We start from the raw sequence: 21110 nt of genomic DNA, 5'->3' as shown, positions 1-21110 counted from the left end.
GCGGCGATGAAGCAGTACATCGTCGGCATCGACCTCGGCACCAGCAACACGGTGGTGGCCTACGCCCGGGCCGGCTCCGACGATATCCGCGTGTTCGACATCGACCAGCTGGTCGCGCCCGGCGAGGTCGCGGCCCGCCCCCTGCTGCCCTCGGTGCGCTACCACGCGGCGCCGGGCGAGCTCAATGGCGATGACCTGCAGCTGCCCTGGCAATCGGCCGCCAGCGCGGCCGCGCGCCGCACCGTGTTCGGCCGCCTCGCGGCGACACTGGGGGCGCAGGTGCCAGGCCGGCTGGTGGCCAGCGCCAAGAGCTGGCTGTCGCATGCCTCGGTCGACCGCACCGCGCCGATCCTGCCCTGGGGCGGCGAGGAGGACCTCGACAAGATTTCGCCGGTGGTCGCCAGCGCGAGCTATCTCGGCTACTTGTGCGCCGCCTGGAACCACCGCTTCCCCGACGCGCCGCTCGAACAGCAGGACGTGGTGCTGACCGTGCCGGCCTCGTTCGACGAGGGTGCGCGCGCGCTGACGCTCGAAGCCGCGCGCCTCGCGGGCCTGCCCGCGCTGCGGCTGCTGGAAGAGCCGCAGGCCGCGCTCTACGACTGGCTGTACCACCATCGCCATACGCTCGACCAGGACCTTGCGCAAACCCGCCTGGTGCTGATCTGCGACGTCGGCGGCGGCACCACCGACCTCACGCTGATCCGCGTGGCGATGCAGGACGGGCAGCCGCAACCGACCCGCATCGGCGTGGGCAACCACCTGATGCTCGGCGGCGACAACATGGACCTGGCGCTGGCGCACCAGGTCGAGGCGCGCCTGGGCGACGGCGCGCCGGCGCAGCCCCGCCTGTCGGCCGCGAGCCTGTCACAGCTGGTGGCGCGCTGCCGCGCCGCCAAGGAACAACTGCTGGGCGGGGACGCGCCCGATGCCGTCAACGTGACGCTGCTCGGCGCGGGCGCCCGGCTGGTCGGAGGCGCGCGCTCGGTGCAGGTGACGCGGCAGGAAGTCGAGCAGCGGGTGGTCGACGGCTTCTTCCCCAGGGTGGCGGCGAGCGAACGGCCGCGGCGCGCACGCGGTGCCATCGTCGAGTTCGGCCTGCCCTATGCCGCCGACCCGGGCGTGACCCGCCACGTGGCCGCCTTCCTTGGCCAGCACGCGGCGCAGGCGCGTGCCGCGCTCGGGATGGAGCACGCGCCGGACGATGCCCTGCCGGTGCCCGACACGCTGCTGCTCAACGGCGGCGTGTTCCGCGCACAGGCGCTGGCGGAGCGCATCGCCGACACGCTGGGCGGCTGGCGCGGCGCGCCGCTGCAGGTGCTGCACAACGCCGATCCCGACATTGCCGTGGCACGCGGCGCGGTCGCGTATGCGCGCGCCCGCGCCGGCCAGGCGCCGCGCATCGGCGGCGGCTCGGCGCGCAGCTATTTCCTGGTGCTGGACGACGGCGCCGCGGGCCGGCAAGGCATCTGCCTGCTGCCGCGCGGCACCGAGGAAGGCCACGAGATCCATCTCAGCGACCGCACCTTCGCCTTGCGCCTGGGCCACCCGGTGCAGTTCCACCTGGTCTCGTCGGTGGCCGAGACACCCTACCAGCCGGGCGCGCTGACCGACCTGTCCGGCGGCGATTTCGTGCGCCTGCCCCCGATCGCCACCGTGGTGCCGACGCGCGGCGCCGGCGGCCCGCGCGAAACGCCGGTGCAGATCACCACGTCGCTGACCGAGGTCGGCACGCTCGAAGTCCACTGCATCAACACCGGCGATGCCGCGCAGCGCTGGCGCCTCGAGTTCCAGCTGCGCGGCAACGACGCCGCGGCGGCCCCCCCGGCGCCGACCGCCCACCCGTCGCTGCCGCAGGCGCTGGAACTGATCGACCGCACCTTCGGCGCGCGCTCGCAGGAGGTCGGGCCGAAGGAGGTCAAGCGCCTGCGCGCGCAGCTGGAGCAGATCCTGGGCGCGCGCGAGCAGTGGGACAGCGCGCTGCTGCGCGAGCTGTTCGGCGCCTTGTGGGAGCGCGCCAGGCGCCGCCGCCGCACGGCGGACCATGAGCGCCTGTGGCTGAACCTGGCCGGCTATTGCGTGCGCCCCGGCTTCGGCTACCCGCTCGACGAATGGCGCGTCGCGCAGCTCTGGTCGCAGTACGACCAGGGCATCCAGTACGTCAACGAAAGCCAGAACTGGTCGGAATGGTGGACGCTGTGGCGGCGCGCCGCCGGCGGGCTGGACGAAAGCGCGCAGCTGCGCCTGCTCGAAGACATGGCCTTCACCCTGCAGCCGCCGGGCAGCGCGCACTTCAGGAAACCGGCCGGGCCCACCCGTGGCGGCTATGCCGACATGGTGCGGCTGGCCGGCTCGCTCGAGCGCCTGCCCGTCGACGCCAAGACCGAGCTGGCCGCTTGGTTGCTGACCCGGCTGCGCAAGCCGTCCGAGAACAGCCAGGGCTGGTGGGCGGTGGGCCGCATCGGCGCGCGCATGCCGTTCTACGGCAGCGCCCACAGCGTGGTGCCGGCCGACACCGCCGGCCAGTGGCTGGACGCCATCCTGGCGCTCGACTGGAAAAAGGTCGAACCGGCCGCGTTCGCCGCGGTGCAGATCGCGCGCATGACCGGCGACCGCACCCGTGACCTGCCCGACGAACGACGCGCGGAGGTGGTGCGCCGGCTGGAAGCCGCCAACGCGCCGCCGGGCTGGATCGCGATGGTGCGCGAGGTGGTGGCGCTCGATGCCGCGGACGAGGGACGGGTGTTCGGCGAGGCCCTGCCGGCGGGCCTCAAGCTGATCGCGGGCTAGCCCGCCGGGGGCCGGAGCGCGCCGGCAAGCGCCTAGCCTGCCACTTGCCGGCGCCGGCGCAGCCGATGGCCTACGATGACGGTAGGCTCCCTGGGGTCCCAAAGTGCCGCCGTCTACCTGCCATCCCTTGATCGCCTTGATCGCCTTGCTCGCCGTTGCCGCCATGGCATCGGCGGGGCTGTGCCGCGCGGCCGACGATGCACGGCTGACGCAGCGCGCGGAGATGGTCAGCGAGATTGCCGCGATCGACGCCGGCGCCGGCGTGCCTGGCCGCAGCCACGGCATCGCCCCGGGCGTGATGGCCGTAATGGGCCAGGTGCCCCGCCATGAGTTCGTGCCGGACCCGCAGAAGCCGCACGCCTACGAGAACCGGCCGTTGCCGATCGGCCATGGCCAGACCATTTCGCAGCCATATATCGTGGCGCTGATGACCGACCTGCTGCGGGTCCAGCCCGGCGACAGCGTGCTCGAGATCGGCACCGGCTCCGGCTACCAGGCCGCGGTGCTGAGCCAGCTGGCGCGCGCGGTCTACACCATCGAGATCATCGAGCCGCTCGGGCGCCAGGCGTGCGAGCGCCTGCAGCGGCTGGCCTACCGGCAGGTGGCGTGCAAGGTCGGCGACGGCTACTACGGCTGGGACCAGCATGCCCCCTATGACGCCATCGTCGTCACCGCCGCGGCCAGCCACGTGCCGCCGCCGCTGATCCGCCAGCTCAGGCCGGGCGGGCGCATGGTGATCCCGGTGGGCGCGCAGTTCCTGACGCAGTACCTGCTGCTGGTCGAAAAGTCCGCGGACGGCAGCGTCAGCACCCGCCAGATCCTGCCGGTGCGCTTCGTGCCGCTGGTCGGCAAGCACTGAGGCGCGGCACCCGGCCGCACGGCTTGCGCGATGAACGCGATGCCACGCCCGCCGCTGTTTGCCCTGGCCTTGCTCTCGGCCGCCGCGCTGGCCTACGAAATCCTGCTGATGCGGCTGCTTTCGATCATCCTGTGGCATCACTTCGCCTACATGATGATCAGCGTGGCCCTGCTCGGCTACGGCGCCGCGGGCGCGCTGGTGGCACTGGCGCAGCCGGCGCTGGTGCGGCGTTTCGTGCCGGTGTTTGCCGGCGGCGCGCTGCTGTTCGGCCTCAGCGCCCTGGTCTGCTTCGAACTCGCGCAGCGCGTCGGCTTCAACCCGCTGGAAATCCTTTGGGAGCCCACGCAGCCGCTGCGCCTGGTGGCGATCTACCTGCTGCTGTTGGTGCCGTTCCTGTGCGCGGCCACCAGCGTGTGCCTGGCCTTTGCCCGCTTCCCCGGGCAGGTGCCACGGCTCTACAGCTTCGACATCCTTGGCGCGGGGCTGGGGAGCCTGGGCATCATCGCGGCGCTGTTCGTGCTGGATCCGGTCGATGCACTGCGCCTGGTCAGCATGGCAGGCATGGCCGCGGCGGCTCTGGCCTGCAGCGAATGCCGGGCGCACCGTCCCTGGCTGCCGGCGCTGCTGCTGGCCGCGGCAGCGGTGCCGGCGGCCATACCCGGCGGCTGGATCGCGTTGCGGCCGTCGGAGTACAAGGAGCTGAGCCAGGCGCTGCGCATCGGCGACGCGCGCGTGGTGGCGCAGCGCTCGAGTCCCCTCGGCCTGGTCACGGTGGTCGAGAGTCCGTCGATCCCGCTGCGCCATGCGCCCGGCCTCAGCCTGAATGCCAGCGCGGAACCGCCGCCGCAGCTCGCCGTGTTTACCGACGGCGACGGCCTGAGCGCGCTCAATCGCTATGACGGCCGGCGCGAGCCGCTGGCCTACCTGGGCGACCTGACCTCGGCGCTGCCGTATCACCTGCTGCAGGCGCCGCGCGTGCTGGTGCTGGGCAGCGGTGCCGGCGCCGACGTGCTGCAGGCGCTCTACCACGGCGCCAGCGCGGTCGATGCGGTCGAGCTGAACCCCCAGGTGATCGGACTGGTGCAGGACCGCTTTGGCGCGTTTTCGGGCAAGCCGTACAGCGCCGCGGGCGTGCAGGTGCATGTCGGCGAGGCGCGCGGCTTCCTGGCGGCCAGCCGGCAGCGCTACGACCTGATCCAGGTGGCGCTGCTGGATTCCTTCAGCACCTCGTCGGCGGGCCTGTACGCGCTCTCCGAAAGCTACCTCTATACCGTGGAAGCGTTCGAGGCCTATCTGCGCCACCTGCGGCCCGGCGGCCTGCTGGCGATCACGCGCTGGGTCTCGCTGCCGCCGCGCGATATCCCGAAACTCTTCGCCACCGCCGTGGCGGCGATGGCGCGCGCGGGCGTGTCCGATCCGTCGCGACGGCTGGTGCTGCTGCGCGGCTGGAAGACGGCCACGCTGGTGGTCAAGCACGGCGATTTCGAGCCCGCGGAAATCGGCGCGCTGCTCGACTTCAGCCGGGCGCGCTCGTTCGACGTCGAATACCATCCCGGCATCCGGCCCGGCGCAGCCAACCGCTACAACGTGCTCGACCAGCCGGACTTCTTCGATGCCGCGCAGGCGCTGCTCGGCCCCGAGCGCGAGCATTTCCTGTCGCGCTACAAGTTCGACGTGCGGCCCGCCACCGACGACCGGCCCTACTTCTTCCACTTCTTCAAATGGCGCACGCTGCCGGAACTGATCGCGCTGAAGGCGCAGGGCGGGCTGCCCTTGCTGGACTGGGGCTATCCGGTGCTGGTGGCGACGCTGCTGCAGGCCACCGCCGCGGCGCTGCTGCTGATCGGCGTGCCGCTGCGGGTGCTGCGGCGGCGCGCGCCAGCGTCACGGGTGCCGGCGGCGCGCACCGGCTTCTACTTCGTCGCGGTCGGCCTTGGCTTCATGTTCGTCGAGATCGCCTTTATCCAGAAATTCATCCTGTTCCTGAGCCACCCGCTCTATGCCGTGGCGGTGGTGCTGTGCGCGTTCCTGTGCTTTGCCGGACTGGGCAGCCGCTTTGCCCCGCGCCTGCCCGCGCGCCCCGGCCCCGGGCATGGCCGGCGCCAGGTGGCGCTGGCGACCGGCGGCGTGTGCGCCGTGTCGCTGCTCTACCTGGTGGCACTGCCGGTGGTATTCCCGCTGCTGATCGCCTGGCCGGATCCCGCCAGGGTCGCCATCGCGGTGGCGCTGATCGCGCCGCTGGCCTTCCTGATGGGGATGCCGTTCCCGCTCGCGCTGTCCGGACTCGCGGCGCGCGACCACACGCTGGTGCCGTGGGCCTGGGGCATCAATGCCTGCGCCTCGGTGGTGGCGGCGGTGCTGGCCACGCTGCTGGCGATCCACGCCGGCTTTACCGTGGTGGTGCTGGTGGCGTTGCTGCTGTATGCCGGCGCCGCGCTGGCTTGCCCCTGAGGCTTGCGTGGTGCCGCCGAGCCCGCGGCATCAGCCCGCGGCCGCATTGCCCTGGGCGGCGTGCAAGGCCGGCGGGCTTGGCCGGCGGGGCACGAAGCGGTGGCGCTCGATTTCGCCGCCGCGCGCCACCAGGATGGTGCCCTCGGGAATCTCCTCCCACACGCCCTGCACGTCGATCAGCGGCTCCGACAGCACCAGGAAGGCGTCGTCGCCCGCGGCGGCGATGCGCGGGTCGTCCGGATAGAGTTCGCGCAGCTGCCGGAACGAGGTGCTGTGGAACAGCGAGCGCGAGTTGGTCTCGCTCGAATAGCGCACCGCCACGATCTGCCGGCCGTCGGTCACGCACACCGTCATGTTGAGCGGAAACTGCACGTCGTGGCGCTGGCCGACGTCCTCGATCAGCCCGGCCATCTGCTCGAGCGCGCCGACCGGGTCGCGTTCCAGCCCGAAGCTCAGCGCCAGGAAGAACATCACCTCGGAATCGGTCGAGCCCTCGATCCAGCGGAACAGGTGCGGCGCCACCGCCATCATCAGGTCGCGCCGCACCAGCGGATAGTCGCGGATCAGGCCGTTGTGGACGAACAGCCAGCGGCCGAAGCGGAACGGATGGCAGTTGGTTTCCTGCGTCGGCGTGCCGGTGGCGGCGCGCACGTGGGCGACGAACATCGGCGCGCGCACCGCCCTGGCGGTCTCGCGCAGGTTGGTATCGCTCCACGCCGGGTGCAGGCAGCGGTAGCGGAACGGGACCTCGGCATGGCGCCCGTACCAGCCGACGCCGAAGCCGTCGCCGTTGGTGGTGGTATGTCCGAGCCGGGAATTCAGGCTCTGGTCGATCAGCGAGTGTTCCGGCTGGAACAGCACCGTTTCCAATGCAACGGATCTGCCCGAGTAAGCCAGCCAGCGGCACATATTGCTCCTCCTTGTCCTTTGCGGGTGCGGCGCGGTGCCCTCCGCCCCCTCTCCAGTTGTAGGACGGCGCAGCGCGAACGGCAAAGAAATGGTCCGTCAGGCACCTGCCGGCGCCCGCGGCCATCGGGTGCTCAGGTGAAGTGGTAGGCCAGCGAGACGATGACCGGCCCCAGCACCGGCAGCAGCGCATTGGCGATGGCATAGGTGATGGTGTAGCCCAGCAGCGGCACCGAGCTCTGGCTGGCGGCCAGGATCGCGCTGATCGCCGGGGTGCTGACATGCTGCCCGGCAATCGCGCCGACCAGCAGCGGGCCTTCGATCCTGAGCAGCTTGTGCCCGATCCACAAGGACAGGCACGCCGGTCCGAGCGACACCGCCAGCCCGATCAGCGGCAGCACCGCGCCGTGCTCGCGGATCAGCGCAATCGCATCCGGCCCGGCAGACAGGCCCACGCAGGCGACGAACACCGCCAGGCCAAGGTCCTTCAGGATCTGCACCGCGGATGCGGGAAAGGTGCCGAGCGACGGTTTGCGCGAATGGAGCCAGCCGAACACCAGCCCGCTCAGCAGAGCCCCGCCACCGCTGCCCAGCGTCAGGTCCATGCCGCCCACGCGCAGGCTCAGGGTGCCGACCAGCAAGCCGGCCAGAATGCCCGCGCACAGGAACACCAGGTCGGTCACCTCGGTGGCCTTGACCTCCACGCCGATGCCGCCGATGACCTCGGACAGCGAGGGCTCCAGGCCGACGATGGTGATCACGTCGCCCAGCTGCAGCGGGGTCGAGCGCGTGATCGGCAGCGACAGTCCCGAGCGCCGCACTTCCAGCACCCAGACCTCGCGCAGCCGCCGCGGGCCGGCCAGGCGCGCCAGCTCGCCCAGGGTCTTGCCGTTGACGCGGCGCTGGTTCACCACCACCTGCTTTTCCACCAGCTGGATCGCATCGGTGTGCGCCTCGGGCAGCAGCACCTCCGGGCCGATCAGCGCGGCGGCCTTCAGCAGGTTGCTGCGGATGCCGACCATGGCCAGGATATCGCCGGCCTGGACGGCGTCGTCATCGCCCAGCTCGATGCTGGCCCCGCCCCGCAGCACCTTGACCACCGAGGCCCGGCCGCCAGCCTGGTGCTGCAGCTGGCTGACCGTCATGCCGGCGGCCTGCTGCACCGCGTAGGCGCGCCCGATCAGCCGCGGCAGCGCCGGCTGGGTGGCGACGTCGTCGTCGGATGCCGCCTCCATGCGCGCCGCGACCTCGCGCGCGGCCGTGCGCAGGTCGATGCCCAGCAGCGCCGGCGCGATCTGGCTGGTGAAGAACACGATGCTGATCAGCCCGACCAGGTAGGTCAGCGTATACGCGGTGGCGATATTGGCCTCGTAGCGACCCACGGTGGCGGCATCCAGGCCCAGGTGCTTGAGCGCTTCGGCGGCGGTGCCCACCACCGCCGACTCGGTCGCGGCGCCGGCGGCCAGCCCGGCGGCGGTGCCCGGATCGAAACCCAGGTAGGCCGCCGCGGCGAGCGCGATCGCCAGCACCACCACCGCCTCCACCAGCGGCAGCACCATGTAGCGCAGGCTCGAGCGGTTCAGGTTGGCAAAGAACTGCGGCCCGCCGGAATAGCCCATGGCGAAGATGAACAGGGCGAAGGCCATGTCCTTCAGTTCGCCATGCATCTGGCAGCCGGTCTGCCCCATCAACAGCGCAACGATCAGCGTGCCGCACACGCCCCCCAGCTGGATCGGTCCGACCCGCGCCTTGCCGACGAAATAGCCGAGTCCGACGGTGATGAACAGCACCAGCAACGGGTTGGCGGCAAACAAGGCAACGTTACAGGTCATGGGGGGCGCGGGTTGTAGTGGTGGCGAGCGTCCGGGTCAGGGATTGAGCGGCGGCAGCGCCGGCCCGGCGTGCCGCCGGCGCGGCGGGGCGGCGGTGGCGTGGCGTCCCAGCGCCTGGGCGAGCGCGTTGCCGTACCAGGCGGATGGGATTGGCGCCGACCCGTAGAGGTGGCGCTGCAGGCCGGTCACGGCTGCGACCAGCGCGGCATCGCCGAGCGCCTCCGCCCAGGCCGCGGGCGTGGTGCCGTGGGCAGCGCGGGTCCAGCCGCCCAGCGCCTGGCTGGCGGCGGCCGCATCGTTCGCGCGACAGGCCCGCAGCGTGCTCGCCAGCCGTGCCTCGGCACCGTCGGCGCGGGCGCGGCGGTGCTCGGCGCGGCGTTGCCGCAGGCGCGCCAGGCGCGGTCGCAGCCGCCGCCACAGCAGCGCCAGCGCCGCGGCGCCGAGCAGCGCGCCCGCGCCCCACAGCAGCGTGCGCCACGGCAGGCCGCCCGCGCCCGGCAGCGCGCCGGCCGAGGGCCCGCCCGGCGCCAGCGCCCCGGCGTTGCGCGCGGCGGCCACCTCGACCTTCACCGCCGGCGCGGCGGAGCTGGCCGGCCGCCCCGTGGCGGGATCGACCCAGTCCACCGTGACCGCGGGCAAGGTATAGGTGCCGGGCCGCTCGAACACATAGGTCAGCGCATCGACGCGCGTGCCGCCCGGCCCCGGCGCGTCGCGGGCCTGGTCGGACAGCCGCGCATCCGCGCGGAACATGCGCACGCCGCGCGGCGGGTCGGCATGCGGCGGCACGATCATCATCGCCTGGGTCTGCGGCGCGAAGGTGGTGACGGTGCGCACCAGCGCATCGCCCGCATGCAGCCGGACCACGCCGTGGTCGGGGTCGTGGTCGAGCGTCTGCGTCACGCTGAGCCGCGCTACCGGCAGCATCCTCCGGCCGGTGGCGGCGCCCGCCGCCGCGGTGCCCGTGCCTCCCGTGCCGGCCCGGATCGTGGTGGCCGGCAAGGTGACGCTGCCCGCGCGCGGCGCGCCGTCATCGCCGGCATAGGTGACCTGGATGGTCGCGGCCGGCAGCCGGAACTCACCATCCTGCTCGGCGGTGAAGGCGTAGGTCTTGCGGATGCCCGCATAGGCAACGCCGTCAATGGTTTCGGTGGAATTCACGGCGCGCGCATCGGGCAAGGTGACCACCGCGCCCGGTACCCCGAGTGGCGGGAACTCTGGTGCCGACAGGAAATAGTTGGGCGCGAGGATGGTGACGTCGATGCCGACCTGCTGGCCCACCAGCACCGGCTGGCGCGCGCCCACCTCGACGCGCACGATGGGTCCCGCGGCCGCCCGCGCCAGCCAGGGCCACAGCCACGCCGCCAGCAGCAGCACCAGCGGCGCGGCGCGCCGCAGCCAGGCGCGAGGCGGCATGGCGTGGCGCCTCATCGCGCGCCCTGCGCAGGCGCGGCCGGTGCGTGCTGCAGCGCGAACTTGCGCTGCAGCAGGTCGGTCGGCGTGGTCTGGATCGCGCGCATCCACATCTCGGCGTCCTGCGTCAGCACCACCTGCAGCGACTTGCCGCCCGGCGCCGACGGCTTCGGGGCGTCGTACTTGACCTGGTCCGGCGGCAGGTCGGGCGGCTCCTCGCCGTCGTCGGGGTCCGGCTTTTCCTTCGGCAACTGCTGCGCCAGCAGCTTTTCCATCAGCGCCAGGTTGGCGGCTGCCTCGGTCCACTGCGGCTGGCGCCTGAGCGCCTGGCGGTAGCGGGCGGCGGCCAGCCGGTACTGGCCCTGGCGCGCCAGCGCATTACCCTGGTTGTAGTCCGCCTGCACCGAATCGACCCGTGCGAAGCTCTGCACCGCCTGCGCGTACTGGCCCGCGCGATACTGGGCGATGCCACGCCACATCGGATCGTCGAACAGCGTCGCGGCGCGGGCATAGTCGCCCTGCTCGAAGGCGCGCCGGCCTTGCTGGTCGTGCGTCAGCCACAGGTCGGCGAAGCGCCATGGACGTACCGCACTGGCTTGCGTGGCTGGCGCGGATGACTGCGCGCGCGCCTCGGGCGGCGCGGCCAGCGCCAGCGCCAGCAGCAGGCCGGCGCTCCAGCGCACGGTCCAGCCCTTGCGGAACCACAGCATCGCCAGCAACGCGAGCGGCGGCACCAGCCACCAGCCTTCATCCTTCCAGCGGGTGCGGTCGCCGGCCTGCATCTGTTCGAGATGCGACTGCACGTGGCGCTGCACCCAGGCCACGTCGTCGTCGCTGTCGGGCGTGAAGGTCGCCACCGGCACGCCGCTGTCATCGCCGAAGCGCTCCAGCGCCGCCACGTCCAGCCGCGCGAACACACGCGCGCCGTCGCGCTCGACGAAGCCGCCGGCGGCGTTGCGCAGCGGCCCGCCCTGCGCGGTGCCCAGCGCCAGCACCACCGGCTGGCTGCGGCCGCTGTCGGCCTGGGCGCGGAACGCCGCGGCGGCGGCGGGGTCGACGCCGTCGGTCAGGAACAGGATGGTGCCGGGCACCGGCTCGCGCTTCAGGTCGGCGTCGATCACGCGCAGCGCCTGCGCCATGTCGCGGCCCGGCGCCGGCATGATGCGGGTCTGCAGCGCATCGGCGAAGGTCTGCAGCAGGCTGGCGTCGTCGGTCAGCGGCAGCACCAGGTGGGTCGAGCCGGCATAGGCATAGATGGCGGTGCGGCCGCCGTCGCGGCGCGCCAGCAGCGCCTTGATCTTGAGCTTGGCGCGCTCCAGCCGCGTGGGCGTGACGTCGACCGCGTCCATGCTCGTCGACAGGTTCACGGCGATCGCCAGCGGCGCCTTGTCGTCGAGGAATGGCGGTCGCTCCTGGCGCCAGCTCGGGCCCGCCAGCGCCACCGTGCCCAGCGCCAGCAGCAGCGCGGTCAGGTGCACCGGGCGCAGCGCCAGGCGGCGGCGCCGGCCGAGCATCAGCGCGTCGAGCAGGTGCGGCGCGATGGTTTCGCGCCAACGCCGGCGCACGTCGCCGCGGCGCCGCGCCGCCCACACCAGCAGCGCGGCCGGCAGCAGCCCCAGCAGCCACCATGGGCGCAGGAAATGGAAGTGCGCGAGGGTGTCCAGCCAGGCCGGCATCAGCGCCCGCTCCCGGCGGCATCCGCCATTGCGCCTGGCCGCTCCGCCCGTTCCGGCCCTTCCGTCGCTTCGGCCACGCTCGCCCGGGGCGGCCGCGGCCGCGCGACCCACGCCGAATAGCCGAACATCACCAGCTGGTACGCCAGCACCAGCGCCAGCGCCGCGCCCAGCGGCCACATGAACAGCTCGCGCCGCGGCCGCCACGACAGCGTCTTCTGCTGCTGCGGCGTGATCCGGTCGAGGGTCGCGTAGATGGCCTCCAGGCCAGCCTGGTCGGCGCCGAAAAAATAGCGCCCGTCGGTCTGCGCCGCCAGCCGCTGCAGCACCTCGAGGTCGACCTTGTCCTCGCCCGCGGCGTTGGGGTCGCCGATGCCGATGGCATGCACCACCACCTTGCGTTCGCGCGCGATGCCGCCGGCGCGCTCGGGCGGCATCCGGCTGGCGGTGTCGTTGCCGTCGGTGAGCACGATCATCACGCGCTGCGGCGCTTCGCTGTGCGCGAACATCTTGATGCCAAGCCCGATGGCGTCGCCCAGCGCCGTGCTCGGTCCGGCCATGCCGGGCAGCAGGTCGGCCAGCAGTGTCTGCACCAGCTGGTGGTCCAGCGTGAACGGCGCCAGCGGGTATGGGGCGTCGCCGAACACGACCAGGCCGATGCGGTCGCCCGGGCGCCGCGCCACGAAGTTGCTGACCACCTGCCGCACCGCCTGCACGCGCGGGATCAGCGCGCCGGACGGATCGCGGAAGTCGCGCGTGTCCATCGACTGCGACAGGTCCAGCGCCAGCAGCAGGTCGCGCGCGGGCTGCACCTTCTGCACCGGCGCCTCCAGGTACTGCGGCCGCGCCAGCGCCGTCACCACCAGCGCCCACGCCAGCGGCGCCAGCACCCATTGCAGACGGTTGCGGCGCGGCACCACGGCACCGGCGGCCGGCGTCAGCCCGGCGGCACTGGCAACCTCGCCAAAGAACGGCAGCCGCACCGACGGGCTTTCCTCGCGGTACGGCGGCAGCCACCACCACAGCAGCACGGGCAGCGGCAGCAGCGCGAACAGCCAGGGATATTCAAACTGGTACATGGTGCTCCGCGATCCAGCGCCGGCACGCCGCGGCCACGGCGCGCACCTGGGTATCGGGCCATTGCGCCAGCGCGGCGTCGCCGCGGTACTCGGCGTCGTGCACCAGCGCGGCCAGCTGCGGCGCGACATCCTGCGCCCGTCCCGCATGCGCCCGCAGGAATTCGGCCCAGCCGCCGCCGGCCAGGCTCGCCACCTGTGCGCGCGGCCACGCCGCCAGCGCGGTGCGCTTGAGCAGCGCCGCCATCGCGCGCAAGGCCGCGGCGCGCTGTGCCGGGTCCGGGTCCCGCGGCAGTGCCGCCAGTTCCGCCAGCGCTTCGCGCCGGTAGCGGTTGGCGCGGTAGCGCCGCCAGGCGCGCCAGCCGGCCCAGGCCAGCGCCAGCAGCAGCACGCCGCCGGCGATCGGCCAGCCGATGGTCTGCGGCATCCATGAGGGCGGCGCCGGCACGGCGAGGTCGGCCAGCGTGGCCAGGGTCGCCGGGGCGGCGCTGTGGGTCAGGCTCATCGCGCCGCCCCCGCGCGTTGCCGCACCGGCGCCTGCTGCAGCGGCCGGCCCAGCAGCCGCCGCAACTGCGGCGCGGTTTCCTCGGCGGCGGACAGCGGCAGCAGCGGCACGCCCATGGCATGGTGCCAGTCCAGCAGCGCCCTGGCGCGGGCATCGGCAAATCCGGCGATGCCGCGCCGCGTGGCGGCGTGGCCGAAGCCCAGCTCGACCTGCAGCTCGCCGTCGCTGACCACCAGCTGCCCCGAGCCCGGCAGCTCACCCAGGAACGGGTCGTGGACCAGCATGGTCAGCACGTCGTTGTGCCTCGCCAGCGCCAGCATCAGGTCGCGGGTGCGGCGATCATGGCCGTCGAAGTCGCTGATGACGATGACCAGGCAATCGTGGCGCGCCATGCGCGCGGTGCGCTCCAGCGCCGTGTTCAGTTGCCCCGCGGCGCGGCGCGCCGGCGCGTCGGCGCGCAGGGCCTGGTTAAAGCGCGCGATGGCGCCCAGCAGCTGCTGCACGGCGTCGCGGCTGCGGCGCGGCGCAAACGCTTCGATGCGGTCGTCGCCCAGCACCACGCCGCCGACGCGGTCGCCTTCGGCGAGCACGCGCCACGCCGCCAGCGCCGCCGCTTCGGCCGCGCTGACCGATTTCATCGCGCGGCGGCTGCCGAAGAACATGTTGATGCGCTGGTCCACCACCAGCAGCACCGGACGGTCCTTCTCCTCGGTGTAGACGCGCACATGGGGCCGTCCGGTGCGCGCGGTCACGCGCCAGTCCATGCTGCGGATATCGTCGCCGGGGAGGTACAGGCGCAGTTCCTCGAAGGTCAGCCCGCGCCCGCGCACGCGCGAGGCATGGCGCCCCGCCAGCACGCTGTGCACGGGCTGGCGCGGCAGGAAATGGAAATCGCGCGCGGCCAGCTCCAGCCGGGCCAGCGCCGCGGCGTCGACGCTGACACCGGCCGGGGCCTGCGAAGACGGCGCGTGCGCCGCCGCCGGGGCGGCGCGGGCAAGGGCGCGGAATGGCAGGCGCATGGGATGACCTCGCGGATCTTTCAGGCCACCGCCACCTGCTGCACCAGGCGCTCGATCACGGCATCGGCGCCGACGCCGGCGGCATGCGCCTCGTACGACAGGATCAGCCGGTGGCGGAACACATCGCCGACCACGGCCTGCACGTCCTCGGGCGTGACGAAGTCGCGCCCGTGCAGCCACGCATGCGCGCGCGCCACCTTGTCCAGCCCGATCGAGCCGCGCGGGCTCACGCCCACCTGGATCCACTTGTCGAGATCGTCGTCGACCGGCTTGGGCGCGCGCGTGGCCTGCACCAGCGCGACGATGTAGCGCTCCACCGCCTCGCTGACATGGATGCCATGGATTTCCGCGCGCGCGGCGAAAATGGCCGCTGGCGCCAGCCGCACCGGCGCGGTTGCGCCCGCGGCCGCGCCGCCCGCTTCTTCCGCGCGCGCCAGCCTGACGATGTCGGCCTCGGCCTGCGCTTCGGGATAGCCCACGCTGACATGCATCAGGAAGCGGTCCATCTGCGCCTCGGGCAGCGGGTAGGTGCCCTCCTGCTCGATCGGGTTCTGCGTGGCCATCACCAGGAACAGCGGCTCGAGCTTGTGGGTGGTGCCGCCGACGGTGACCTGGCGCTCTTCCATCGCCTCCAGCAGCGCCGCCTGGACCTTGGCCGGCGAGCGGTTGACCTCGTCGGCCAGCACCAGGTTGGCGAACACCGGGCCGGCCTGGAAGCGGAACTCGCCCTTGCCGCCTTCGCTGAAGTAGATTTCCGAGCCGGTGATGTCCGCCGGCAGCAGGTCCGGGGTGAACTGGATGCGCGACAGCCGAGCATCGAGGTTGCGCGCCAGCATCTTGATGGCGCGGGTCTTGGCCAGCCCCGGCAGGCCTTCCACCAGCAGGTGGCCGTCCGCCAGCAGGCCCAGCAGCAGGCGCTCGATCATGCGCTGCTGGCCCACGATCGATTCGCCCATGCGCTGCTGCAGGGCCAGCACGTCGTCGCGTGTGCTCATGGGGCGTTCCTTGGCGCGGCCGGGGCGCGGCGGGCCTGGCCGCCGACGAACCACGCATAGTAAGGATTGTCGGGATCGGCGCGCAGGGCCTGCGTGATATGGCTGGCCCAGGCCTCGCGGTCGCCGCGGTAGGCGTCGAGGCCGGCGCGGTAGAAGGTGTGCAGGATCTCGCGCTCGTGGCGCAGTTCGCGCCAGAAGGCATCGTCGGCGCCCGCCAGCGGCGGTTCGCCTTGCAGCGACAGCAGCCTGGACAGCGATTCCGGGAAGGCATCCGGGCGGACCCAGCCGGCGTATTCGATGCGCGGGCGGTCGTCGGTCACGGCCGGGGCGTCGGCCGCATACCAGTCCAGCCCGGTGCGGTCGGTGACCCAGGTGGCCAGCAGCGCCGCCGCCGAGCGCACGCCGACCGCCTGCAGCGCCGCCGCGACCTCGGGCTGCGCAAAGCGCGCGCGGACCTGCGCCAGATCCAGCGCCAGCGGCGACATCGAACCGACCAGCAGCATCTCGTGCAGCTCGGTGGTCCACAGCGAGGCGTGCGGGAACACGTCGAGGAAGCTGCGCACCAGCATGCGCGTATCGGCATCGTTCTGCGTCGGCAGTGGCAGCCACTGCGCCACCAGCCCGCCGGGCTGCAGCCGCGTTGCCGCGAGCCGGTAGAAGTCGGTCGAATACAGGTTGGCCACGCCGGCGGCCGATGGCGGCGGTGGCTCCAGCGTGACCAGGTCGTACCGCTGCGGGCTCTGCAGCAGCTCGCGGCGGCCGTCGCGCAGGCGGATCTCGACGCGCGGGTCGGTGGCGACGCCGAAATTCCCCTTGAAGCTGGGCACCGCGCGCGCCACCGGCGGCAGCAACTCCGCCACCACGCGCCGCTCCAGCCCCGGCCACGCCAGCGTCGCGCCCGCCGTGATGCCGGTGCCCAGGCCGATCACCAGCGCCGACTTCGGGGCGCCGTTGTGCACGATCAGCGGCAGCAGCGCCTGCAGCCGCATATAGCGCTGCGACGTCATGGCATCGCCGGAATTGGACACGCCCTGGATATAGAGGCGGCGGAAGCGGTTGGTGGCGGAGCCCTGCTCGACCACCGCCACGGTGGCGCCGCGCCCTTCCTCGTAGAACACCAGTTCGCCGCCGCGCGCCCGCGCCAGCAGCATGGCGAGGCGATCCGGCGGCGCCAGCGCGGCGGCGATCACCGCCAGCACGCCCAGCATCGGCACCGCCCAGCGCGCCGCGGGCCGCACGCCGCTGCCGAGCGCCACCGCCACCACGCCGACCACCGCCGCCGCAACCGCCAGCAGCGACAGCGTGCGCACCAGTCCCAGGTACGGCACCAGCACAAAGCCGGCCAGCACCGTGCCGGCGATGCCGCCGAGCGTGTTGAGCGCGACCACGCTGCCCACGCCCGCGCCGATGCGCCGGCTGTCGACACTGACGCGCAGCACGAACGGAAACGCCGCGCCCAGCAGCAGCGTCGGCACGAACACCACCGTCAGCGCCGCCAGCGCAAAGCGCGCGCAGGCCGCCAGCAGCGGGCTCGCGGTGAGGCCCTGGATCCAGGCCGAGAGGCTGCCCTGCGCGTGCAGCAGCCATTCGCCCAGCAGCACGAATTCCAGCAATGCCACCAGCCCGGCCGCCGCCACCAGCAGCCCGAAGGCGCCCCACGGGTCGCGCACGCGGTCGGCATGGCGCGCGGCCAGCGCGCTGCCGCTGGCCAGCCCGGCCAGGTAGGTCGCCAGCACCACGGTGAAGGCGAAGGTGCGCGTGCTGAGGAACTGCACGATGGCCTGCGACCAGACCACCTCGTAGCCCAGCGCAATGCCGCCGGCGGCGGCATACAGCAGCAATGCGAGCCGGCCGTTGGCGACATCGCCGGCGGCAGTGTCAGCAGCCTCGGCAGCGTCGGCGGCAGCGCGCTCCGCGTCGGCGCCGATGGCAGCGGACGGACGCCTTGCGCGCCGCGCCAGCAGCCAGGCGCCCAGCGCCGCGACGCCGCTGAGCACGCCCGCCGCAATGGCGCTGCCGAGGACGCCAAGCCCGGGCACCAGCACAAAGCCGGCCAGCAGCGTGCCGGCGATCGCGCCGGCGGTGTTGGCGGCGTAGAGCCGTCCGCCGTGCGTGCCGACGCGGCCGGGGCGCGACCCCAGCACGCGCATCAGCACTGGCAGCGTGCCGCCCATGGCGGCCGCCGGCAGCATCACCAGCACCATCGGCAACGCCCACGCCAGCAGGCCCGCCCGAGCCTCCAGCCAGGCAAACGGCGCGGCGGCCCGCGCCAGTGCCAGTGTCGCGCCGAGGCCCAGCACCAGCACCGCGATTTCCAGCCACGCATACAGCCTGAGCGGATCACCATGGCGGTCGGCGATGCGGCCGAACAGCCAGCCGCCCAGCGCCAGGCCGCCGAAGAACGCGCTCACCGCCGTGGTGACGGCGTGCACCTCGACGCCCACCACCAGCGCCAGCTGCCTGATCCAGAGCACCTGGAACACCAGCCCCGCGGCGCCCGAGGCAAAGAGCAGCAGGGCAGGCGCCAGCGCGGCCAGGGCGCCCTGCCCGTTGGTGGCCGTCGCGTTCCGCACCTTATCGTTGCCGGAGCTTGCGCCGGCGCGCGCTTCTACCATGGTGCGACCCCTGTCGAATGGGCCAGCCAGCCCTGCAGCTGGAGCCGGCTGGCCGGTCACGCCGGCGGCTACTTGGCGCCGGCCGCGCCCTTGTCGAGCGACGACATCACCGCCTCGGTCATCTGGTCGATGGTGAAGCTCGCCGGACGCTGGCTGGGCGGATAGTCCTTGAAGCTCTGCAGGAACGGTGCCACGCGGGAGGACGCATAACTGATCATGTACGCGTTCTTCGCGGTCCAGTCGTAGTACTGGTCGGAGACCACATCCGCGCGCTCATACGGATCCATGCGCAGGTTGAACGCCTTGGGCACGCGCAGGCAGGTGAACGGGTTCGCCCAGACCTGGAAACCGCCCGGCTGGCGCTGCTCGCAGAACACGAACTTCCAGTCGTTGTGGCGCATCGCCACCAGCACGCCGTCATCGTTGAAGTAGAAGAAATCCTGGCGCGGCCCGGTATTGGTCTGCCCGGTCAGGTAGGGCATGAAGTTGTAGCCGTCCAGATGCACCTTGAACGATTTGCCGCCGATGCTGGCGCCCTTGAGCAGGCGCTCCTTGATATCGGAATCGCCGGCCGCGGCCAGCAGCGTCGGGAACCAGTCGAGCCCGGAGATCATCGTGGTGGACACGGTGTTGGGCTTGATGCGGCCCGGCCAGCGGATGATGGCCGGCACCCGGAACGCGCCTTCCCAGTTGGTGTCCTTCTCGCTGCGGAACGGCGTGGTCGCGGCATCGGGCCAGCTGAACTGGTTGGGGCCGTTGTCCGTGCTGTAGATCACGATGGTGTTGTCGGCCACCTTCAGGTCGTCGAGCGCCTTGAGCAGCTTGCCGACGTGGCCATCGTGCTCGATCATGCCGTCGGCATACTCGTTGCCGGGCATGCCGCTCTGCCCTCGCATCGACTCGCGCACGTGGGTGAACACGTGCATGCGCGTGGTATTCATCCACACGAAGAACGGCTTGTCGGCCTTCACCTGCTTGTCCATGAAGCCGATCGCCGCCGCCGTGGTCTCGTCATCGATGGTCTCCATGCGCTTGCGGTTCAGCGGCCCGGTGTCTTCCACCTTGCCGTCGGCAAAGGAGCGGATCACACCGCGCGGTGCGTTGGCCTTGACCCAGGCCTGGTCGTTCTTCGGGTAGTACGGCCGCTCGGGTTCCTCTTCCGCATTCAGGTGATAGAGGTTGCCGAAGAACTCGTCAAAGCCATGTGCGGTGGGCAGGTACTCGTTGCGGTCGCCCAGGTGGTTCTTGCCGAACTGGCCGGTGGCATAGCCGAGCGGCTTCAGCGCCTGGGCAATGGTCACGTTTTGCGCCTGCAGGCCCACCGGCGCACCCGGCACGCCGACCTTCAGCAGGCCCGTGCGCAGCCCGACCTCACCGGTAATGAAGGTGGAGCGGCCGGCGGTGCAGCTGTTTTCGCCGTAGTAGTCGGTGAAGAGCATCCCTTCCTGGGCGATGCGGTCGATATTCGGGGTCCGGTAGCCCACCACGCCGTGGCTGTAGGCGCTGATGTTGGTCTGGCCGACGTCGTCGCCGAAAATAACCAGGATGTTCGGCTTCTTGCCGGACGTCGCCGGGGCCGCCAGCGCCGGCGCGGATGCCGCCGCAACCGGTGCGCTGGTGGCGACCGGGGGATTCTCCCTGCCGGGTGCCGGCGCGGCCGCGGCCGGTGCCGGCGCCGTGGCGGGCGCCTGCGCCGCCGGCTGCTGCGCCTTGGGCGGGGTTTCCTTCTTGTCGCAGCCGGTCACCGCGACCACCACGGCAGCCACGGCCAGCATCGCCAGCCTGGAACTCCGCCCTCTGACCATGCGTTCTTCAACTCTGAGCATGTCCCGCCTCCGTTCATTGACCCGTTACGGTCGGTTTGCTGCTGCTACGTGTGGTCATGGCTTGCCGGCCGGATAGACCTGCTGCCAGTCCCGCTTCATGCTGACCACCGTCCAGCCCCTGGCGCGGGCCGCGTCGAGGGCCTTGTCGAGCTTGCCCACCTTGGACTGGCGGTCATAGGCGAACTCGCGCTCGGCATCGTCGTGATGCACCAGCACCGCCAGGCGCGGGCCGTCGCCGCCCGTGGTGTACTCCAGCATCTGCAGGTCGCCGTCGGAATTGCCCACGGCGAGGATCGGCCGGCGGCCGATATGGCGGTAGATGCCGACCGGCTTGCCCGGTCCGTCATCGATGAAGTCCAGCTTGGGGTCGCGCACCAGCACCGGCTTGCCGTCGCGCGCCTGGTAGCGCACCGCCTGCGAGGAGCCGATCACCTGTTCGGGCGGGATGCCGTAGATGGCCTGGCTCCACGGCCGCATGAAATCGATGGTGCCGCCCGAGACGATGTAGGTCTTGAAGCCATTGGCGCGCAGGTAGGACAGCAATTCCAGCTGCGGCTGGTACACCAGTTCGGTGTACGGCCGGTTGAACCTGGGATGCCGGGATTTCGCCAGCCAGTCGCGGATGGTGCGGTCGTACTCGTCCACGGTCATGCCGCTGTTGGCCTTGGCGACCAGCGCCGCCAGTTGCTTCTCGTTGCGCATCAGGCCCTGCATGTCGTTGGCCATCAGCGCCTTGAAGGCCGGGTTGCTGCGCCACTCCGGGTGCTGCGGCGCCGCGGCGCGGACCTGGTCGAGCAGGAAGAAGAACTGGAAGTACAGCGGCTGCTCGCTCCACAGCGTGCCGTCGTTGTCGAACACGGCCACGCGCTCCTCGGGCGGCACGAAGCCGGGCGAGCCGGGCCGCGTCACGTCGGCAACGAACTTCAGCAACGCCTGCCGGGCCGCACCGTCGCGCCACGATGGCAGCGCCGCTGCCGTGTCCTGCACCGACTGCGCGGCCGCATCCGGCGCAGCCGGCGCGGTGGCGGGGGTCGAGCAGCCGGCCAGCGCCAGGCCGGCCAGCGCCAGCGCGGCGAGGGCCTTGCGTGTGTGGCCGGCAAGGATTGCGGGAGGCGCTGCCATGGTCATGTTGCTCGCTCCTGTCGCGTGTTGCCCT

Annotated in this window: 14 protein-coding genes; 3 read left to right on the top strand and 11 right to left on the bottom strand. The window is 72.2% G+C overall.

Annotated features, from left to right (window positions below; genetic code table 11):
* Nucleotides 1-6: 6 nt before the first annotated feature.
* The 3 genes from CBM2586_RS07810 (at nt 7) to CBM2586_RS07800 (ending at nt 6097) form a co-directional block, all read left to right on the top strand.
* Nucleotides 7-2787: an Hsp70 family protein gene (locus CBM2586_RS07810; protein ID WP_115687175.1), complete on the top strand. Its 2781-nt coding sequence runs from the start codon at nt 7-9 to the stop codon at nt 2785-2787.
* A gap of 127 nt (nt 2788-2914) precedes the next feature.
* Entirely contained in the window at nt 2915-3646 is a 732-nt protein-coding gene (locus CBM2586_RS07805; protein WP_240987905.1) for a protein-L-isoaspartate(D-aspartate) O-methyltransferase, read from the top strand.
* A 39-nt stretch (nt 3647-3685) separates the two neighbouring features.
* Nucleotides 3686-6097, top strand: coding sequence for an SAM-dependent methyltransferase (locus CBM2586_RS07800; RefSeq protein WP_115688688.1), 2412 nt, complete (start codon nt 3686-3688; stop codon nt 6095-6097).
* Between the two features lie 30 nt (nt 6098-6127).
* Here the strand turns inward: CBM2586_RS07800 and CBM2586_RS07795 are convergent, their stop codons facing one another.
* The 11 genes from CBM2586_RS07795 to CBM2586_RS07745 form a co-directional block, all read right to left on the bottom strand.
* Nucleotides 6128-7006 (bottom strand): class II glutamine amidotransferase, encoded by an 879-nt coding sequence (locus tag CBM2586_RS07795; protein ID WP_115662137.1) that lies wholly within the window; start codon nt 7004-7006, stop codon nt 6128-6130.
* A 131-nt stretch (nt 7007-7137) separates the two neighbouring features.
* On the bottom strand, nt 7138-8835 hold the full coding sequence (aspT, locus tag CBM2586_RS07790; protein WP_115687174.1) for an aspartate-alanine antiporter: 1698 nt from the start codon (nt 8833-8835) through the stop codon (nt 7138-7140).
* Between the two features lie 36 nt (nt 8836-8871).
* A complete protein-coding gene (locus CBM2586_RS07785) occupies nt 8872-10248 on the bottom strand; it encodes a BatD family protein (protein WP_240987903.1) in 1377 nt (458 codons plus the stop codon).
* 11 nt (nt 10249-10259) lie between these two features.
* Nucleotides 10260-11921: a VWA domain-containing protein gene (locus CBM2586_RS07780; protein ID WP_115687172.1), complete on the bottom strand. Its 1662-nt coding sequence runs from the start codon at nt 11919-11921 to the stop codon at nt 10260-10262.
* Nucleotides 11921-12997 carry a VWA domain-containing protein gene (locus CBM2586_RS07775; RefSeq protein ID WP_115687171.1) on the bottom strand — a complete coding sequence of 359 codons (1077 nt, stop codon included), beginning with the start codon at nt 12995-12997 and terminating at the stop codon, nt 11921-11923. Before CBM2586_RS07775 ends, CBM2586_RS07780 begins: the two co-directional genes overlap by 1 nt.
* Nucleotides 12984-13499, bottom strand: coding sequence for a DUF4381 domain-containing protein (locus tag CBM2586_RS07770; RefSeq protein WP_115687170.1), 516 nt, complete (start codon nt 13497-13499; stop codon nt 12984-12986). The genes CBM2586_RS07775 and CBM2586_RS07770 overlap by 14 nt, the downstream gene beginning before the upstream one ends.
* Nucleotides 13496-14518 (bottom strand): DUF58 domain-containing protein, encoded by a 1023-nt coding sequence (locus CBM2586_RS07765; RefSeq protein ID WP_115662140.1) that lies wholly within the window; start codon nt 14516-14518, stop codon nt 13496-13498. Before CBM2586_RS07765 ends, CBM2586_RS07770 begins: the two co-directional genes overlap by 4 nt.
* A 20-nt stretch (nt 14519-14538) precedes the next feature.
* Nucleotides 14539-15513, bottom strand: coding sequence for an AAA family ATPase (locus CBM2586_RS07760; RefSeq protein ID WP_115687169.1), 975 nt, complete (start codon nt 15511-15513; stop codon nt 14539-14541).
* Nucleotides 15510-18128: a fused MFS/spermidine synthase gene (locus CBM2586_RS07755; protein ID WP_115687168.1), complete on the bottom strand. Its 2619-nt coding sequence runs from the start codon at nt 18126-18128 to the stop codon at nt 15510-15512. The genes CBM2586_RS07760 and CBM2586_RS07755 overlap by 4 nt, the downstream gene beginning before the upstream one ends.
* Before the next feature lie 68 nt (nt 18129-18196).
* Complete coding sequence (locus CBM2586_RS07750) at nt 18197-19954, bottom strand: arylsulfatase (RefSeq protein ID WP_231942478.1); 1758 nt, start codon at nt 19952-19954, stop codon at nt 18197-18199.
* Between the two features lie 54 nt (nt 19955-20008).
* Nucleotides 20009-21082, bottom strand: coding sequence for an HAD family hydrolase (locus CBM2586_RS07745; protein ID WP_115662144.1), 1074 nt, complete (start codon nt 21080-21082; stop codon nt 20009-20011).
* Between the last annotated feature and the right edge of the window lie 28 nt (nt 21083-21110).

Source organism: Cupriavidus taiwanensis (genome assembly GCF_900250115.1).
Lineage (GTDB): Bacteria > Pseudomonadota > Gammaproteobacteria > Burkholderiales > Burkholderiaceae > Cupriavidus > Cupriavidus taiwanensis_B.
The sequence above is the reverse complement of the archived record's forward strand: the minus strand, read 5'-3'. Positions and strand labels throughout refer to the sequence as shown.

Excerpts from the sequence above, each read along its gene's own strand:
- CBM2586_RS07755 (WP_115687168.1), bottom strand. The coding sequence starts at position 18,128 with ATGGTAGAAGCGCGCGCCGGCGCAAGCTCCGGCAACGATAAGGTGCGG.
- CBM2586_RS07765 (WP_115662140.1), bottom strand. The coding sequence starts at position 14,518 with ATGCGCCTGCCATTCCGCGCCCTTGCCCGCGCCGCCCCGGCGGCGGCG.
- CBM2586_RS07760 (WP_115687169.1), bottom strand. The coding sequence starts at position 15,513 with ATGAGCACACGCGACGACGTGCTGGCCCTGCAGCAGCGCATGGGCGAA.
- CBM2586_RS07785 (WP_240987903.1), bottom strand. The coding sequence starts at position 10,248 with ATGCCGCCTCGCGCCTGGCTGCGGCGCGCCGCGCCGCTGGTGCTGCTG.
- aspT (WP_115687174.1), bottom strand. The coding sequence starts at position 8,835 with ATGACCTGTAACGTTGCCTTGTTTGCCGCCAACCCGTTGCTGGTGCTG.
- CBM2586_RS07775 (WP_115687171.1), bottom strand. The coding sequence starts at position 12,997 with ATGTACCAGTTTGAATATCCCTGGCTGTTCGCGCTGCTGCCGCTGCCC.
- CBM2586_RS07750 (WP_231942478.1), bottom strand. The coding sequence starts at position 19,954 with ATGCTCAGAGTTGAAGAACGCATGGTCAGAGGGCGGAGTTCCAGGCTG.
- CBM2586_RS07810 (WP_115687175.1), top strand. The coding sequence starts at position 7 with ATGAAGCAGTACATCGTCGGCATCGACCTCGGCACCAGCAACACGGTG.
- CBM2586_RS07800 (WP_115688688.1), top strand. The coding sequence starts at position 3,686 with ATGCCACGCCCGCCGCTGTTTGCCCTGGCCTTGCTCTCGGCCGCCGCG.
- CBM2586_RS07780 (WP_115687172.1), bottom strand. The coding sequence starts at position 11,921 with ATGCCGGCCTGGCTGGACACCCTCGCGCACTTCCATTTCCTGCGCCCA.
- CBM2586_RS07795 (WP_115662137.1), bottom strand. The coding sequence starts at position 7,006 with ATGTGCCGCTGGCTGGCTTACTCGGGCAGATCCGTTGCATTGGAAACG.
- CBM2586_RS07745 (WP_115662144.1), bottom strand. The coding sequence starts at position 21,082 with ATGACCATGGCAGCGCCTCCCGCAATCCTTGCCGGCCACACACGCAAG.
- CBM2586_RS07770 (WP_115687170.1), bottom strand. The coding sequence starts at position 13,499 with ATGAGCCTGACCCACAGCGCCGCCCCGGCGACCCTGGCCACGCTGGCC.